Raw genomic sequence first — 15798 nt, 5'->3', positions numbered from 1 at the left:
TTTGTTGATCCTGATCACGCGACAAATAAATTTGCAAAATAAATGATTTGCAAATTAGTATGACTTCGAATATTGTTCGCTGCGTTGGTATGTTTGATGTAATTCAAGGTGTTCTCGGGTATGAAAAAGCAGTTGATGAATGCGGGTTTTAAGGCAATAGCCCCGCTGTGTATTGGAGCGTTTCCGTTCTCATTTATTGTTGGAGCGGTAAGCATTCAGGCTGGCATGGATGTCATTCAGAGTACGTTGTGGGCTTTTACTGTTTTTGCTGGTTCTGCACAGATGGTAGCACTGGGTCTGTTCCAGTCCGGTGCAAGCATGGCGGTGATCATGCTGACCACGTTTATTATTAACCTTCGTCATGTGCTTTACAGTGCATCACTGTCTGAGCATTCAAAACAATATCCTCTGCACATCCGCGCGCTGATGGCGTATGGCATGACCGATGAGGTGTATGCCGCCACAGTAACAGAAATGCGTAAAGAAGAAGCGGGCAGCCACTGGTTTTACCTGGCCGCGATGGGCGGATTCTGGGGTAACTGGGTCGTTGCAAACCTGCTTGGGGCACTGGTAGGCAGCTCATTCCCTGAAATCGCAAACTACGGTCTTGAGTTTGCAATGGTTGCAGCCTTTATTGCTATTGTGATCCCACAGGTGAAAAGCCGTGAGTGTATTGTAGCGGCAGTGGTCGCAACGGTTTCCGGCATCCTGTTGTCAGGCCTTCCACACTCACTGGGTTTGGTGGTTGCAGCAGCAATTGGTGTGTTTGCAGGTTATCAAATGGACCTGGCGACTGAGCGTGAAGAAGAAGAGAAACTGAAAGCGCAGCAGGCACAGAAAGAAAATACCGCAGAAGCCCCGCAGGCTGATCTGACGGCAGCAAACAGCGAGGCATGATCATGAGCTATTCTACTTTTCTGATTTTTACCCTGGGTATGGCAGCAGTCACTTTTGCCATCCGTTTTTCGGTAATTGGCATGGCCGGTTCGTTTGAGATGTCTCCGCGCCTGAAAAAGACGCTGCGCTTTGTACCAATTACGGTATTGCCGGCAATCATTGCTGTCGAAGTACTGGGCGCAGGCTCAAACATGGCATTCAGCCTTGAGAATCCAAAAGTTTTGGCCGCTATCGTATGTACGATTGTCAGCCTCCGTTTTGACCTGGTATGGGTAGTGGTAAGCGGTATGGCTTCACTGCTTATTTTCCAGAACCTGGTAGGTTAACCAGGAACCGAATGGGAACAGGGCGTAGCAATATGTCCGCAGCCCCGGCCGTAAGGTCGGGGCTTTTTTATTTCGGCATTACCGGGGCCGTCTTTGCAGATAGGGAGGACGATCAGAACTGATCGTAACCAAAGCGTTTCAGAATGCGGTTATAACTGCCATCCTCTTTCATCTCCTTCAGACCCCGGTTAAACCCTTTAATCAGGGCTTCTCCATCTTCAATATTGCGTGATGCCATCATGTACAACGGCGCTACCATAAGCGGTGGATCAAGATAAACAGCATCTTTGACCTGATCCGGGTACATAGCCATCGCTTCATAGCGGAATACTGCAAACGAAATAGCAATCATGTCTACCCGGCGGCGGAACAGCTTTCTCACGTTGAGGATCTGGTTGGAGGCTTCCTGCTTATCGAGAAAATCGGCCCGGTCAAAAGTTTCACCATTGGCCCAGCCGAGGCTGACACCTATCTTGTACGGCGTCAGTTCGCGCAGGGTGCGGTATTTGGTCACTCCCAGCGACTGTAGTGCTACCAGCCCCACCTCGACATTAAACATGGGAGCACTGTAGATGTACTTTTCAGCGCGTTCATTGCTGTAATAGGCTCCCATCACGACATCGTACTCGCCGGATTCCACCAGATTCAGTGCCCGTCGCCATGGCACAAAACGAATAGAGGCATTGTGCCCGGCGCGTTTAAATGCCTCTTTGGCAATAGCGGTTACCACGCCGTCCTCATCGAGCTCAGAGCTGTAGAAGGGGGCCCAGTCTACCGTGACCATGCGCACATCACGGCCTGCAGAGACAGGCATGGAAAGGAGTGAAAGGCAGATAAGGCAGAGCAGGTAAAAGGGCAGTTTCATGGCATTCTCCAGTCATACTACTATGTAGTAACCATAGTTCATATCGGGGGACACGTCAGGGGCAAATGGGAACTTCAGGCGGGCAGGGGAGCGCAGAATTTAAATAAAAAAGCCACCGAAAACGGCGGCTTAAAAGAGCTGGATTGCAGAAGAAAGCTTAGCTTGCCAGCTCTGATTCGTTTTGTTTCATGTAGCGGTACAGGGTCTGCTCGGAAATACCCAGTGCCCGGGCTGCTTTATGGCGGAAGCCACGGATCAGGAACATGCCCATTTCATCCAGTTCTGCAATGATATGTGCTTTATCGTCGATGCTCATGCTGGCAACGTTACGGCCTTTAAGTACGTCCTGGATTGCCTGGTTTTCGATATCCTGAATGCTCGGTACAAAGGTTTCTTTCGCAGACTCGATGTCAGCAGACGGGAACAGGTGCTGGAGTGTGTTCAGGGCATCACGGAAATGGCTGTCGTCAATGTTCAGGCAAAGCATGTGTGTGGCCTGACCCTGTTCATTTTTGATCAGCATTGAAGATGAACGAAGGCGGGTACCGTTGCCTTTTACGGAAGAGTAGTTGACCTGGTAAGGACGGTCTTTGGTTTTGGTTTCTTTAACCATCTTCAGCGCGAGGTCGGTGAGAGGTGCGCCGATTTGGCGACCGGTAACATGGCCGTTTTTCAGATAAACCAAAGAGTGTTCCGGTGTCTCAAGGTCGTGCAGGGCAATCTCTGCAGTCGAACCCAGAACTTCAGCAAGAAAGCTGATCAAATGCGAAAAATTTAACGTGATATTCATTTTGTAAAATCCTGTCCCTTTATTGTTGGGGCTCTTTAATACACGCATTAGAACACGTCTAAGTTACATTGTTCAACATCATTGTATTTGGTGCTGAACGATAAAACCCAAAAAAGAAGGGGCACCCTTAACAGGTGCCCCTTCAAATTGCTTAACTTGTTACTTAACTTGCGCCAGTTTGGCTTCTTCTTCCTGCTTCGCGTATTTTTTGCGAGCCATGAAGTAGAATGGAGTGATAGCTACCATTGCGCCCAGGCCAATCAGGATCTTGTGCATTTCTGCGAAAGTCAGCAGCCAGATACAGATCAGTACCGCCAGGTAAGGTACTACAGGACCAAATGGGATCTTGAAGCTCAGCTCCGTGTCCGGGTACATCTTACGCAGTTTCAGAACGGCCAGACATGACGGGATGTACTGAGCAAAGCGGGTTACCACAGACAGGGCAGCCAGCACCGTGAATGAACCAGACAGTGCGATAGGCAGAGCAACTACGCCGGTCAGGATGATTGCGAATACAGGTACACCTTTTTCATTCTTCTTACCGAAAGTTTCAGGAAGCAGCTTGTCGTCAGCCAGTGCAGTCAGGGTACGTGGAGTCATGAAAGATGCGGCTACGTTGATACCTGCGATAGATACGATAGAACCGATCATTACTGCCATAAAGCCGAAATCACCCAGGATAACACGTGCTGCATCCGCTACCGGTACTTTGGTGTTTGCCAGGTCAGCACCCAGAGTACCCATACATACCATCATGATCAGCAGGTAGAAAGCAGATACGATAGCCATTACCAGCATGATTGCGCGTGGCAGGTTTTTCGCAGGATCTTTCATGTCTTCTGCTGCAGTCGCCAGGCCTTCAAAGCCGGTGAACGCGTAGAAACACAGTACAACTGCACCTGCCATGATGTCGGTATCAAAAGTGAAATCGCTGGCAGCAAGCGTGCTTGCAGAAGGGATCAGGCTGATGTGGTCCCAGTTGATGCAGAACACACCAATAAGTACGAATACGACCAGAGGAAGCAGTTTACCGACAGTCGCGATGTTGTTCACGTATTTGGATGCGTCAACGCCGGTCATGTTAATGATGGTAAGCAAGATGACCGTACCGCCAATGATGTAAGTCTGATAACCATCAAACACCTCAGGTGCAAAGTTGACCAGAAGAGTCGAAAGTGCAGCTGCCATCGCTGCCCATGCAACACACGCCATCATCCATTTCAGGAAACCCACCTGGAAGCCAGCGAACGGACCGTAAGCTGCTTTCACGTACACGTAAGCTGCGCCGTTTTTGTTGAAGTGGCCAGCCGCTTCAGCAAAACAAACCGCGATGGTTGATACGATCAGCATGGTGAACAGGATCAGGGCAATAGACCACGGACCAGCTTTCTGGAACAGAGCGTTAGGAAGAAGGAAGATACCTGAGCCTATAATGGCGTTGAAGCCAAGAAGGACGATACTAGGTAGACCAAATTTGTTTTTATCAGACATTTAAAAAAATCTCCACAAGCTGACAGGCAGCCCGTATCAGAGTGTTGCAAGTTTAAAAAGCCGGCCAAAACCAGCTTTCAGAGAATACTTTTAAGTTTTGTTGTGCTGGTTTGAAACCTGCACAATTATGAGAACTGTCCTTGTAAGCAAAGAGGATCGTTTTGCTATCCATACATCAAAAAACATTTGATGACGAACCTCTTAACATGGCGATAAGAATAGTCTCATTTGATATTAAACACAATTGTGCTAGGGTTATTTAGTGTGATCTCGATCAACTAATGATAAATATTTTCTCATCATGATAAGGTCTCATTCATGCCTGTTATTGGATAATAATTCCGTATCGAACGTAGTGTTTTATAGTTATTTATGGGTAAATCGATGTGGTTTTATTAGTTTGGAACAGAAAAAGCTTGAGTTTGTATGGGTATGTTTTTGCAGGTGTTTATTAAAACGGGTTGCGTTGCGCAACCCGTTAGTCCATTACTGACTCATGACGAGATCTTGTCTGAACTCGAATAAGTTAGAATCAAGATAGTAGTTCTTCAATGCAGTAACTGTTTTGGAGCAAATCGGCTCCAATATCTTGCTGATAGCTGAGATTTTATCTGAGGCTATTTCAACACGTGATATAACTTTGATGTCAATGCATGCGTTTTCAGTTGAGTTACTGCTTGTGTCAATGGCGATGCCATTTTCGCTCATTGCGGTGTTTGGGTTGATGATCTCAACTTCACAGCCGCAATGCCTGGCAAGGCTTTCACGAAACAGTTCTGCGCTGTAACCGTAGTGTGTGCAGCAAAGGGCAGCATAGAGTTTTTCGCCCGTTTTCATTGCCAGTTTACGTGCGGCTTCCTGACTGTGTTGCTCAATCATTGCTTTTACTTCATCACTGGCCGGATCCATCTCGATCTTCTCAGCAACGCGGCCATAACTCTGGCCCGCGATGCGTTCACTGCTGATTCCTAAACCTTCAAGAGCCTGTGCGTGAGAGTTTGCCTCAATAGTCGTCGGTGTCGCAGCAATTAAGATCTTGCTGTTTGGCTCGCTTTGCAGCTTATCTGCAATGGTATCAACACCAAAGCGCACGATTTCGAGCACGTTGGCATCGGTGTCCCGAGAGTAATCCGTGTCGTAGTAAAGAACTGACAGTGTGTTACAGGCGACCAGCAGGTGATCAGGTTCGAAAGCTTTTGTACCATACAGCGCATCGCTGAAAGCAAGGGTCTTTGCTGCCTGTGATGGCATGACATTGTACGGGTACGTCAGGCAGGGCCAGGCGTTGTAATAGATGATGTTGACGTTTTCAGCCGGGCTGCATTTAGCAAATTTCTCAGCCAGGCCTGCGACCACAGACAGTCCGCCAAGTCCTGAGTCTGTCACTACCAGAGTAAGAGGTGTGCTCATTATGTTCTCCGGTTAAGCCAGACGAGTGTAGACAATGTTTGCCATCAGCGATGCAGCGTTGCGGATGCTGGTGTCGTCAAAGTCGAATTCCGAGGTATGCAGGTTGGTGCCTTTGGTGCCGACCATGTACCAGCACACGCCCATCTCGCTGCCTTCCGGTACGAAGAACTGCATGTCTTCACCGCCTGGTGATGCAGGTACGTTGGTGTTAATGTTCTCTCCACCGTAGATTTCTGCTGCGCATTGCGCGACCGCGTTTACGTGCTCAGTAGTGTTCACGGTAGCAGGGCACAGCACTTCGTAGTTCAGGTCGTAGTTTGCGCCGTATTTGTCACACACTTCTTTGGCGATGCGGTGCATGTGCTCACGCATCTGATCGGCAACGTGTGCTTCGAAGTAGCGCATGGTGCCACCGGCTACAGCAATCTCAGGAATACCATTGAAAGTCGATCCGCTGTTCAGTTTACAGGTCGCGATCACAGCCATTTCGTTTGGATCGATATGCTCTGCAACAAGAGAGTGCCAGCCGTTAACAATTTCACCGGCAACCGAAATTGGGTTCACACATTTGTGTGGTACTGAGCTGTGACCGCTCACACCGGTAATGGTGATAGAGAAACACTCACCTGCGCCGGTTGTCGCGCCGTAACGCATTTGAACTGTACCGTCATCCAGGCGTGGCATGTTGTGAAAGCCATACAGCTCGCTGTATGGGTGCATGGCGAACAGGCCGTCTTCCATCATCGCTTTTGCGCCCTGGCCGGTTTCTTCATTTGGCTGGAACAGAACCTTTACTGCACCGTTAAAGTCGTTGTTGTCTTTAAGGTGTTTGATCATCGCCAGAGTCGTCGCCATGTGACCGTCGTGGCCGCAGGAGTGCGACACGCCCTCATGAACCGATGCCCATGGCTTACCAGACTCGTCAGGCATGCCCAGTGCATCCATATCACAGCGAAACGCAATGGTTTTGCCCGGGTTCTGGCCTTTAATGGTTACCACGATGCCAGTGGTTCCGTAGCCCAGATCATATTCAACCTGCCATTCATCGAGCAGGTTCATCAGGTATTTCTGAGTTTTGTACAGGTCAAATTTGAGTTCAGGGATCTGGTGCAGATCGCGTCGCCATTTGGCGGCCTGTTCTGCAAGGTTTGTATCGATAAGTTGAACTCGGGTAGCTGAAAGTACGGTCATCGTGGAATTCCGGATTGTTGTGATTGTATTTTTTACCGGAGGGAATCCATTCTGCAGCCCTAAGCCTGCTCTCCGGTGGTTTTGTTATGAAATTATTTGAGGTGGCGGTCAGTCAGAAACTTAGTCAGAAACCACCATGTAACCGCGCCAGTACGGGTTATCAAAGGTGTTCATCGCCTTAAGCAGGCTGTTTGCATCAATCCAGGTCCAGTTGTTAGACATGGTGTTTGTATCCATCAGCAGGAATGAATCAGAAACCTGATCGTAAGCCACAATTGGTGAGAAGTGACCGCTTCCCACCTGATTAAGAGCAGGGCGTGAGAAGTGGGCGATAATGTACTGTTCTGGTGTATCCAGGACGTTGATCAGATCCTGTTTGCGTTGCTCGATGTCATTAAGCTCTTTGAACTCAACCGGGGTAGCAATCGCACCGTTACATTCGATCAGATCTGCCAGTTCATAGATGGTCAGACCGTAGTTTTCTTTGTTGTCGTTGTTCAGAACGTAAGGTTTACCGAATACTTCTATGCGTGATTTTGGGGATTTTGCCAGAACGTTACGCTGGGTATAGCGGTTCCAGTGTGGGCAGAAGCCTTCAGGCATGTAGGCCATTTCATCACAACCAACAGTAGAGGTATCCAGTGGGATCTGTGCATTTTCTTTGTTCATACGCAGGGCATTCAGGATGATGGCAACAGAGGCAACACCACAGAACATTTTGTTTTCCTGTGACTGGTAGTGCATCGACAGTTCAAAGAAGTCCTGTTTGTGCACAGAAGATTTCAGCCGGGAGCGTGACTCTTCAGAAGACCAGTGAACCAGGGTAGGTTTGCTTTCAGTGGCCAGATTTGCTGTTTGATTTTGCTGTAGGTTTGATTGCATATCTATTTTCCTGACTTGTTTCTGGGAACAAAATTTTCACCGCGAGAATGTTATCATCATCAGGTATGATGTCAAAGGATGCTTGTTGATCTCGATCAAGCCTTTTATTGATATGGCCTTGCGCCGTTTTTGACTCATTTTGTTGGTGTATTGTTCTTTGTCGGAGTATGTGGCTTGTGGTTTTGTGTCGCCTCTTTTTGTATGTTTTTGCTTTAAGTTATTGGTGGGTGGTATGTTGTGCTACCTTTGGTATGGCAAAGGCAGGAGGGCGAAAACGCAGGAATAGGTATACGGAAGAGTTGTTGGGACTAACAGAAAGTTTCGTTCCCGGAGATGGGTTAATACAGACCCATCCCCGGTAACCACGCTGCGCTAGCGCAGCAGCAGCTTATTAAGCGATGTATTGGAGATCAGCCACACAAGGGGGTAGGTTATTGCCACGGTACCGAAGAACACCAGCGCGTTACCGGCCAGAGGCGGGAGGCGAAGAAAGCCAGCCAGGTTCATCATCAGTATCACTATCGGCAGATGAGCCACATAGACTCCCAGTGTCAGTGAAGAGAGGCGTGGCAGCCACTTTAACCCGTTTCCCAGTTGTGGTTTGTTGAGCAGCCACATAAACAGGCCGGTCGCCCACAGCGTTGTGCCCAACAGATAATCATGAATATTAAAGGCGACGCCATAACCGTTTAGCCAGCCTGCTTCTGCCAAATGTACAGCAAGGCCAGTAACGGCGAGCAATGCAGACTGAGTGGCAGACAGCCGCCAGCCGTTGCGGCGTATTTCATAACCGATAAAGATCATCAGGCTGGCGAAAAACGGCCCATTGCGGGTGAAAAACGGCGTCCACAGACCGGTCAGTTCCTGATAGCTTCCTCCCATTACCCCATACAGATAGAGGGCACTGACTGCGGTCCATGTAACTTTAGTGCCCAGTTTCTGCAGCAGGGCAATTACCACCAGGCCACACAACAGGCCGGGAATATACCAGAGGTGAACCAGCCCGCCTTCCATCAGGGTATTGAAAGGGGCTTCCATCAGCCAGTTCCAGTAACCGTTTCGCTCGGCCAGGTAGCCGTGTTCGGCGACCACATCGAGCCTGAATGGGATAGCAAGACAGATAATACTCCACACTATCCAGACTTTTCCCAGCGGCAGTGAGTAGTGCAACAGGGTAGAGCCCGGAGACTTCGCCAGTTTTGGCTGAATTAAAAAGCCTGCAGTAATAAAGAAGAAGGGCACGCCAAACCTGCACAGTTGGTTGAGAACATAGCCAGGCCAGGGTTCACCGTTGATAAGGAATGTTTCAAGCAGCACCTGGCTGTGAAGCAGGATAATTGCCAGCATGGCGATTACCCGCGTCAGCTCTATGCTGTAAATCGTTTTCTTTGAAGGCTGTGACATAAATACTCCTGTATGAAACTGGTGATATTTTCGCAGGAGCCTGAAGGAGAAATCTGTCTTAAATCAATGAAAAACGGGAATAAAATTAACGTTACATTAAGCATCATAAAGATGTGATCCAGGTAAGGTTTTGTGGTGGACTTGTCCAAATAACAACCACTTGGCTGTGAATTGACTCCATATCACTTAACTCACGGCCTTTTCTGGCTACACTGAAAGAAAGCAAACGGTTCCACCGATGGTGGAACAACCACTCAGCCCCATATAAGAAGTAGGACAAGGAGGTGGCTATGGCGATTCAAACACTCCCGGCAAGTGCCCTGTATAAACCGGCGGAGACAGACGCTCTGCCCTGTAAATCGACCAAAGAGCTGGCTCCGATAGATGAAATCGTAGGACAGGAACGCGCCCAGAAGGCGGTTGAGTTCGCGATGTCGATTAAGGAGAAGGGCTACAACATCTACGCGATTGGCCGCAATGGTCTGGGTAAGCGCACCATGGTGCTGCGTTACCTGAAGCGTCATCCTATTCAAAGTAATGTATTGTCTGACTGGTGCTATGTTGCCAACTTTGACGATATCCGTACCCCGAAGGTGCTCAAACTTCCGGTTGGCGTGGGTGCTAAATTTTCCAAGGACATTGAAAAGCTGATGACCAAGCTGGTTAAGGCAATGCCGTTGGCATTCGATAACGAGCTTTATTTCAGCCGCGCTGAAAAACTGAAAAGCCAGCTGGCTGAAAAGCAGCAGGTAGAGCTGGAGCAGATCAGCCGCCATGCCAAGGATCGCGGGATCAGTCTGACCATCACTAATCAGGGCGATTACCAGTTTGTTGCCATGAACGGGGATGAGCTGCATACCGAAGAGAGCTTCGATACCCTGTCCCGCGATGAGCAGGAAGCATTTAACAAGACCATTGACGATCTTGAAATTTCCCTGCGCACCATGTCACGTCAGCTGACCGAGTGGGAAGAGACGTTTACAGAGAAGATTCAGAAGCTGAACAGCGAAGTGACCCTGGATGTGATCAGTCACTTTATTAAGGAACTTAAGAAAGAGTACGGCGTTTATCCGGAAGTGAAGCAGTATCTGGACGATCTGCAAAAAGACATCATTGAGAACGTCGAGATCTTCCTGGAAGAGGGCAATGAGCAGGGTGAAATCGCCGCTGCGTCACTGGATAAGAAACTGCCGCGCCGCTACAAAATCAATGTGCTGGCCAGCCACCAGGAAGAAACCCTGCCAGTGGTGGTGGAAGACAATCCAAACTACCATACCCTGTTCGGTTATGTGGAAACCGCGACCTTCAAAGGCACCGTGTTTACCGACTTCTCACTGATCCGTCCGGGTAGTTTGCACAAAGCCAATGGTGGTGTGCTGCTGATGGATGCAATTAAGGTGCTGGAGCAGCCGTATGTATGGGATGGCCTGAAGCGTGCGCTGCGTTCGCGTCAGCTGAGCCTGACAGCGCTGGAAAAGGAGCTGACCCTGAGTGGGGCGGTATCTCTCGATCCACAGCCAATCCCGCTGGATGTAAAAATCATTCTGTTTGGTGACTATCGTACCTATCAGCTGCTGCAGCACTATGATCCGGAGTTTGCTGAGCTGTTCCGTGTTCCGGCAGATTTTGAAGACGAAATGCCGCGTACCGAGGAAGCTGAGCTGCACTATGCGCGCTTTATTTCCAGTATTGTGCATGACAACGGCATGCTGCACTGTGATAAGAAGGCGATTGGCCGCATCATCGAGCACAGCTCCCGCCGCGCCGGTGACTGTAACAAGCTGTCGCTGCACTCCGCGCATATTGCTAACCTGCTGCGCGAATCGAACTATGTGGCGAGTGCTGCCAATTCGAACCTGATCCGCGTTAGTCACGTCGATCAGGCACTGGAAAACCAGGAAATGCGGGTAGGGCGTCTGCGCGACAGTGTGATGGAGAGCTTTATCAACGGCACCACGCTGATCCGTACTGAAGGCCAGGCCGTCGGGACGGTGAATGCCCTGTCGGTACTGAGTACCAGCGAACACATGTTTGGCGCGCCAAACCGGATCACCGCCACTACCGCTTACGGTGAGGGTGATGTGATTGATATTGAGCGCCATGTTGATCTGGGCGGCAGTATTCACTCCAAAGGCGTACTGATCCTGTCTGCTTATCTGGCTTCGGTCTTTGGCCGTACCGCCAGGGTACCGCTGACTACGCACATTACCTTTGAGCAGAACTACGGCGGCGTAGACGGAGACAGTGCATCAATGGCAGAACTGTGTGCTATCGTATCGGCGTTCAGCCGTTTGCCAAACCGTCAGGATATCGCGATCACCGGTTCCATGAACCAGTTCGGCGAAGCCCAGCCAATCGGCGGCGTGAACGAGAAGATCGAAGGCTTCTTCGATGTGTGTGCCATCAAAGGCCGCGCACCGGGCCAGGGGGTAATCATCCCGAAATCCAACGTTCATAACCTGATGCTGAGACAGGACATCGTCAAAGCGGTTGAGAAAGGGGAGTTCCATATCTGGGCAATTGAGCACGTCAGCGAAGCAATTGAGCTGTTTACCGGTAAACCTGTAGGCGAACCAGAACTGGACGGCACCTTCCCGATTGATTCGGTGTTTGGGATTGCGCAGGCTAAGCTTAATGCGTTAAAAAGCTAAAGCGTTTTAGGCCCTGGGCCCTGGGCTCGGGGCTCTGGGGGAGTGCGCTGAGATATTGGCGGGATTACTTGCCAGCACAGCGCACTCTGTTTATTTGTTTTTCTGCATCTTTTTGAAAAGAGGGCTTGACCCCCGGGTATCTATACCTAAATCTTGCAGCACCCAGCACCCAGCACCCAGCACCCAGCACCCAGCACCCAGCACCCAGCACCCAGCACCCAGCACCCAGCACCCAGCACCCAGCACCCAGCACCTTTACTGCAAATCCACCGCTATCTGCCGCCAGTATTCCAGTTCCCCAATCAGGTGTTTGTGCTGTTTTTCGGTCAGGCTGCCCAGTACGTCTGCGACCAGTTGGCGGCCGAGCGGACGGTTGTGGGCGATGAGTTTTTGCATTTCCGGGGTGTAGTAGCTTTCTGGCTGGTTGATCAGCCGGTCCAGGGTGGTGCGGAAGTAATTGGCGTCATCCCTGTGTTCCAGCAGGTCGGTGTAAGCCTGGTGCATACGGATGTTTTGGCTCAGCCTTGCCTGATAAGTGACCATGATGTTTTGTACCCAATTGTCGAGCATCGCCTGTTGATCTGAGGTCAGGCTGCCCAGCCAGCGCTCCAGTCCTTTCACCATTCTCTCAATGTAAATCTCCCGGATTTCTGTATCGCTCTTTCCGGCGTACTTTTCTTCGTAGTCCGCGTGTTTCTGGTGCAGATTCTCTAACAGCTCTACTATTTGTTTGTCGCTTAACTGACGGTTTAGTGCATACAGGTCCGGCCCAAGTTTTTCGGCCATTGAAACAGAGAACAGACGCAGCTGGTCAGACTGAGCTGTAACCCATTTTACGTCAGTGGCGGAGAAGTCAGTCTCTTTCAGCGTATCAATCCAGGCCACGTATTTTGGCAGTTCACTGGCGCGGTGCCATTTGCTGAACCGGCGTACGCTGTTCCCGACCATTCGCTCCTGATCGGTGGTGAGATTCACGTAGTCATCAATGTAGGACAGCGCTATCCAGTCGATATTGCGGTAGAGAAACTTGGTGGTACACCCGGCCAGCAAAAGCAGGGGCAGGGCGGTTAACAGCAGAGTTCGGACTAATCTCATTACATCATCCCTGAGTTACGTCGTTTAAGGACTGATATAAGTTTAGACCCGAAAAAACGGCGATTACTTCAAATAAAAGCGGGAAATTTATTAGTGCCAGAGCTGGATGAGATTAATTCATGCAATATCAATAGAATTTGCAATTTGCACTTACAATGTGCTCATTTGCATATTGAAATTCGCACTATGCAAATTGACACTCAAAAAGCGGGGTTTTTAGTGAGTTTCGCCCCAAAAAAAGGGGTGCAAAAGTTGGCACGTGAAATGCATTGTATATAGCGACCCTTAAAGCCGAGGGTCACCTAGCCAACTGACGTTGTTAGTGGACCAAATTGTCCACCAAAAAATTAAGCCACCCGCATTTGCGAGTGGCTCTTTTTTTATCTGCAGTTTTGCGGGTTAGTTAACCGACTGCTGAGATTTGAACTTCTCACCGATTTCGCTGAACGTGGTGATATTGTCCTGTGCCAGTCTGGCTGCCAGATCTGCATCCTGAGCGCAGATGGCATCGACAAGCGGCTGGTGGCTGTCAGCGATATCTTTGGGAGCATGGCTGACCAGATCGATATTAAAGTAGATCAGCATTTGGTTGGCGACGTTCTGATAGATGTTGTACAACCTGCGATTTTCGCTGAGCTCGACAATTAACGTATGTAACTCCAGCTCAAGCCGGCTCATCTGCTGAGTGGTGGCATCAGGCTTGGCTGCTGCCTGATGAAAGTACTCCATCATTTCCAGCAACTGTTTTTTACCGTCTTCTGTTAAGCGTTTTGCAGCCAGCCAGGCTGAGCGGGTTTCCAGTGCAACGCGAAGATGGAAGATCTCCCACAGATCGTGTTCATCCAGATCGATGACCTGCCATCCTACATAAGGCTTTTGTACCACAATACCCTCATGCGCCAGGCTGTTGAGCGCCATGCGCACCGTGCTGCGTGAAAGCTCCAGCTCTTTGGCCAGCGCACTTTCTACCAGCTTTTGCCCCATCGTGTACTGACCACTCAGGATCAGTTCCCGCAGATATCCGGCCGCTTGCTCTTCCAGGCTGCTTTTCACAATTTTTTTCATTCTTTATATGCCGTTAGCTGTTCCTTATGTCTGCATTGTAGCGGATCCCTGTCACAGAAAGATCAGGATCAAATGTGACGATTGTCAAACAATCAAACAATGAATGGCCTGCCCGGCGAAAACATGCGCTGCTTCTCATTAATCGTTAATGATAAATGTATAATCGCCGACTGTAGATTGTCGGACAATCAGCAATAGGTGATTAGGTGAACATAGCAATGAAGGCCATTCGTTTGGCCAAACAAGACAACGTAGCCACGTTGCTGGGTGATGCAGACAAGCATCAGCTGGTCGGGGTAATTGACGAGATGAATCAGCCCGCAGGGGAGTTTGAGGCGCGTCAGCGTATTCCCTTTGGAAACAAAATTGCCCTTGGCCGTATCGGGCCGGGAGAGGTGATAACCAAAGCGGGTTACCCGGTTGGTGTTGCGATTAAGGAAATACCTGCAGGTGAGCTGGTGCATGTACAGAACGTGCGAAGCAGCCGGGTAGATATTCCGGAAAACATCATCGAACAAATTATCCATCAAATGCAGATTGAGACTGAATAATGCAATTTTTCCAAGGTTATCGCCGTCCGGATGGGCGGGCAGGGATACGTAATCACATACTGATTCTGGCGATTGACGAATGTGCGGAAGGGATCGCTCAGGCAATCCGTCAGCAGGTGAGCGAATGTGTCATCGTGACCAACCATTACACCTGTATGTACGGTGGCAATGAAGAGCTGGTCAACATTATGACGGGTGCAGCACTCAATCCAAATGTCGCTGGCGCACTGGTTCTGAATATGGGCTGCGGCAGCATAGACCCGGAAATCGTTACCGGTCCAATCGGGCGTTCAGGCAAGCCGGTTCGCAACCTGTCGATCATTAAAAGTAACGGAACCAGGCAGACCATTCGCCAGGGGGTTGAGCTGGCAAAAGAGCTGGTTGCGCTGGCGCAGGAAATAAAGCCTGAACCCGTACCGGTGAGCGAACTTTTTGTTGGTATCAAATGCGGCGGCTCGGACACCAGTTCCGGCATTGCCTCTAATCCCGCTGTAGGCAGAGCGGCAGACCATCTGGTGGATATGGGGGCGAGTTGTGTTGCCGGAGAGCTGATAGAGCTTATCGGCTGTGAAGAAATTCTGAAACAGCGGGCAGTAACGCCGGAAGTGGCAGCCAAAACAGAACAGCTGATACATGAAGAAGAGCGCCGCTGGCACATAGAAGGCACAGACGTAGAGACCATGAGTATTGGTAACAGCGTTGGCGGCCTGACCACACTGGAAGAAAAAGCACTTGGCGCGTTGCATAAAACCGGTACCAGACCGATTCAGGATGTATTGCAGATAACGCCGGAAGGCATTGAAAAGCCATCTGCTCCGGGTATGTACCTGTCTGAGACGACTCATTTGTGCGGCGCTGCGGGGATGCACTTTGCTGCGCTCGGCGCTCAGGTTGTGCTCTGGACCACCGGTGGTGCCGGCTTTAATAACCCGATTGTGCCGGTCATCCGGGTCAGCGGGAATCAGGCGCTGATCACTGAGGATATCGATGTTGATGTAAGCGGCATTATGTCAGCGACCCAGAGCACAGAGCAGGCCGCTGATCAGATCCTGAGCTGTCTCAGCCTGGTCACACAAGGAGAGAAAACCGCCATCGAAGAAGTCGGTTTTGCTTTCTGCTCTCTTTACCAGAAAGACCAGCGCCTTGAAAAGCTGATCTGTTCACAACCGGTATAAGGAGT

The 15798-nt window shown here is 49.9% G+C and carries 14 protein-coding genes; 5 read left to right on the top strand and 9 right to left on the bottom strand.

Annotated elements, in window-relative coordinates:
* Positions 1-120: 120 nt before the first annotated feature.
* Both ACVB80_RS17370 and ACVB80_RS17365 read left to right on the top strand, forming a co-directional pair.
* Positions 121-897 carry an AzlC family ABC transporter permease gene (locus tag ACVB80_RS17370; RefSeq protein ID WP_481082553.1) on the top strand — a complete coding sequence of 259 codons (777 nt, stop codon included), beginning with the start codon at positions 121-123 and terminating at the stop codon, positions 895-897.
* Between the two features lie 2 nt (positions 898-899).
* Positions 900-1223, top strand: a complete 324-nt coding sequence (locus ACVB80_RS17365) for an AzlD domain-containing protein (protein WP_481082552.1) — start codon at positions 900-902, stop codon at positions 1221-1223.
* Positions 1224-1335: 112 nt separating this feature from the next.
* On the opposite strand, the gene ACVB80_RS17360 is transcribed toward ACVB80_RS17365, so the two are convergent.
* The 7 genes from ACVB80_RS17360 to ACVB80_RS17330 all read right to left on the bottom strand — a co-directional run bounded on the left by ACVB80_RS17360 (position 1336) and on the right by ACVB80_RS17330 (position 9256).
* Complete coding sequence (locus ACVB80_RS17360; RefSeq protein WP_481082551.1) at positions 1336-2088, bottom strand: substrate-binding periplasmic protein; 753 nt, start codon at positions 2086-2088, stop codon at positions 1336-1338.
* Between the two features lie 157 nt (positions 2089-2245).
* The gene (locus tag ACVB80_RS17355; RefSeq protein ID WP_481082550.1) at positions 2246-2878 is read right to left on the bottom strand and encodes a helix-turn-helix transcriptional regulator; all 633 of its coding nucleotides are present in this window, start codon (positions 2876-2878) and stop codon (positions 2246-2248) included.
* 159 nt (positions 2879-3037) lie between these two features.
* On the bottom strand, positions 3038-4369 hold the full coding sequence (locus ACVB80_RS17350; protein WP_481082549.1) for an APC family permease: 1332 nt from the start codon (positions 4367-4369) through the stop codon (positions 3038-3040).
* Between the two features lie 486 nt (positions 4370-4855).
* Positions 4856-5779, bottom strand: a complete 924-nt coding sequence (locus ACVB80_RS17345) for a hypothetical protein (protein ID WP_481082548.1) — start codon at positions 5777-5779, stop codon at positions 4856-4858.
* Positions 5780-5791: 12 nt separating this feature from the next.
* A complete protein-coding gene (locus ACVB80_RS17340) occupies positions 5792-6970 on the bottom strand; it encodes a M20 metallopeptidase family protein (RefSeq protein WP_481082547.1) in 1179 nt (392 codons plus the stop codon).
* Positions 6971-7090: 120 nt separating this feature from the next.
* Positions 7091-7852, bottom strand: a complete 762-nt coding sequence (locus tag ACVB80_RS17335) for a phytochelatin synthase family protein (RefSeq protein WP_481082546.1) — start codon at positions 7850-7852, stop codon at positions 7091-7093.
* A gap of 372 nt (positions 7853-8224) precedes the next feature.
* On the bottom strand, positions 8225-9256 hold the full coding sequence (locus ACVB80_RS17330) for an acyltransferase (RefSeq protein ID WP_481082545.1): 1032 nt from the start codon (positions 9254-9256) through the stop codon (positions 8225-8227).
* Between the two features lie 290 nt (positions 9257-9546).
* On the opposite strand from ACVB80_RS17330, the gene ACVB80_RS17325 reads away from it, so the two are divergent.
* Positions 9547-11907 (top strand): Lon protease family protein, encoded by a 2361-nt coding sequence (locus tag ACVB80_RS17325; RefSeq protein ID WP_481082544.1) that lies wholly within the window; start codon positions 9547-9549, stop codon positions 11905-11907.
* Between the two features lie 255 nt (positions 11908-12162).
* Here the strand turns inward: ACVB80_RS17325 and ACVB80_RS17320 are convergent, their stop codons facing one another.
* The gene (locus ACVB80_RS17320) at positions 12163-13002 is read right to left on the bottom strand and encodes a DUF6279 family lipoprotein (protein ID WP_481082543.1); all 840 of its coding nucleotides are present in this window, start codon (positions 13000-13002) and stop codon (positions 12163-12165) included.
* 399 nt (positions 13003-13401) lie between these two features.
* Positions 13402-14067 (bottom strand): GntR family transcriptional regulator, encoded by a 666-nt coding sequence (locus ACVB80_RS17315; RefSeq protein WP_481082542.1) that lies wholly within the window; start codon positions 14065-14067, stop codon positions 13402-13404.
* Positions 14068-14285: 218 nt separating this feature from the next.
* On the opposite strand from ACVB80_RS17315, the gene ACVB80_RS17310 reads away from it, so the two are divergent.
* Complete coding sequence (locus ACVB80_RS17310) at positions 14286-14618, top strand: UxaA family hydrolase (protein WP_481082541.1); 333 nt, start codon at positions 14286-14288, stop codon at positions 14616-14618.
* Complete coding sequence (locus tag ACVB80_RS17305; RefSeq protein WP_481082540.1) at positions 14618-15793, top strand: UxaA family hydrolase; 1176 nt, start codon at positions 14618-14620, stop codon at positions 15791-15793. The genes ACVB80_RS17310 and ACVB80_RS17305 overlap by 1 nt, the downstream gene beginning before the upstream one ends.
* The last annotated feature ends 5 nt before the right edge of the window (positions 15794-15798 follow it).

The sequence above is a fragment of the Vibrio sp. 9-16B-A1 genome, assembly GCF_056726165.1.
The sequence above is the reverse complement of the archived record's forward strand: the minus strand, read 5'-3'. Positions and strand labels throughout refer to the sequence as shown.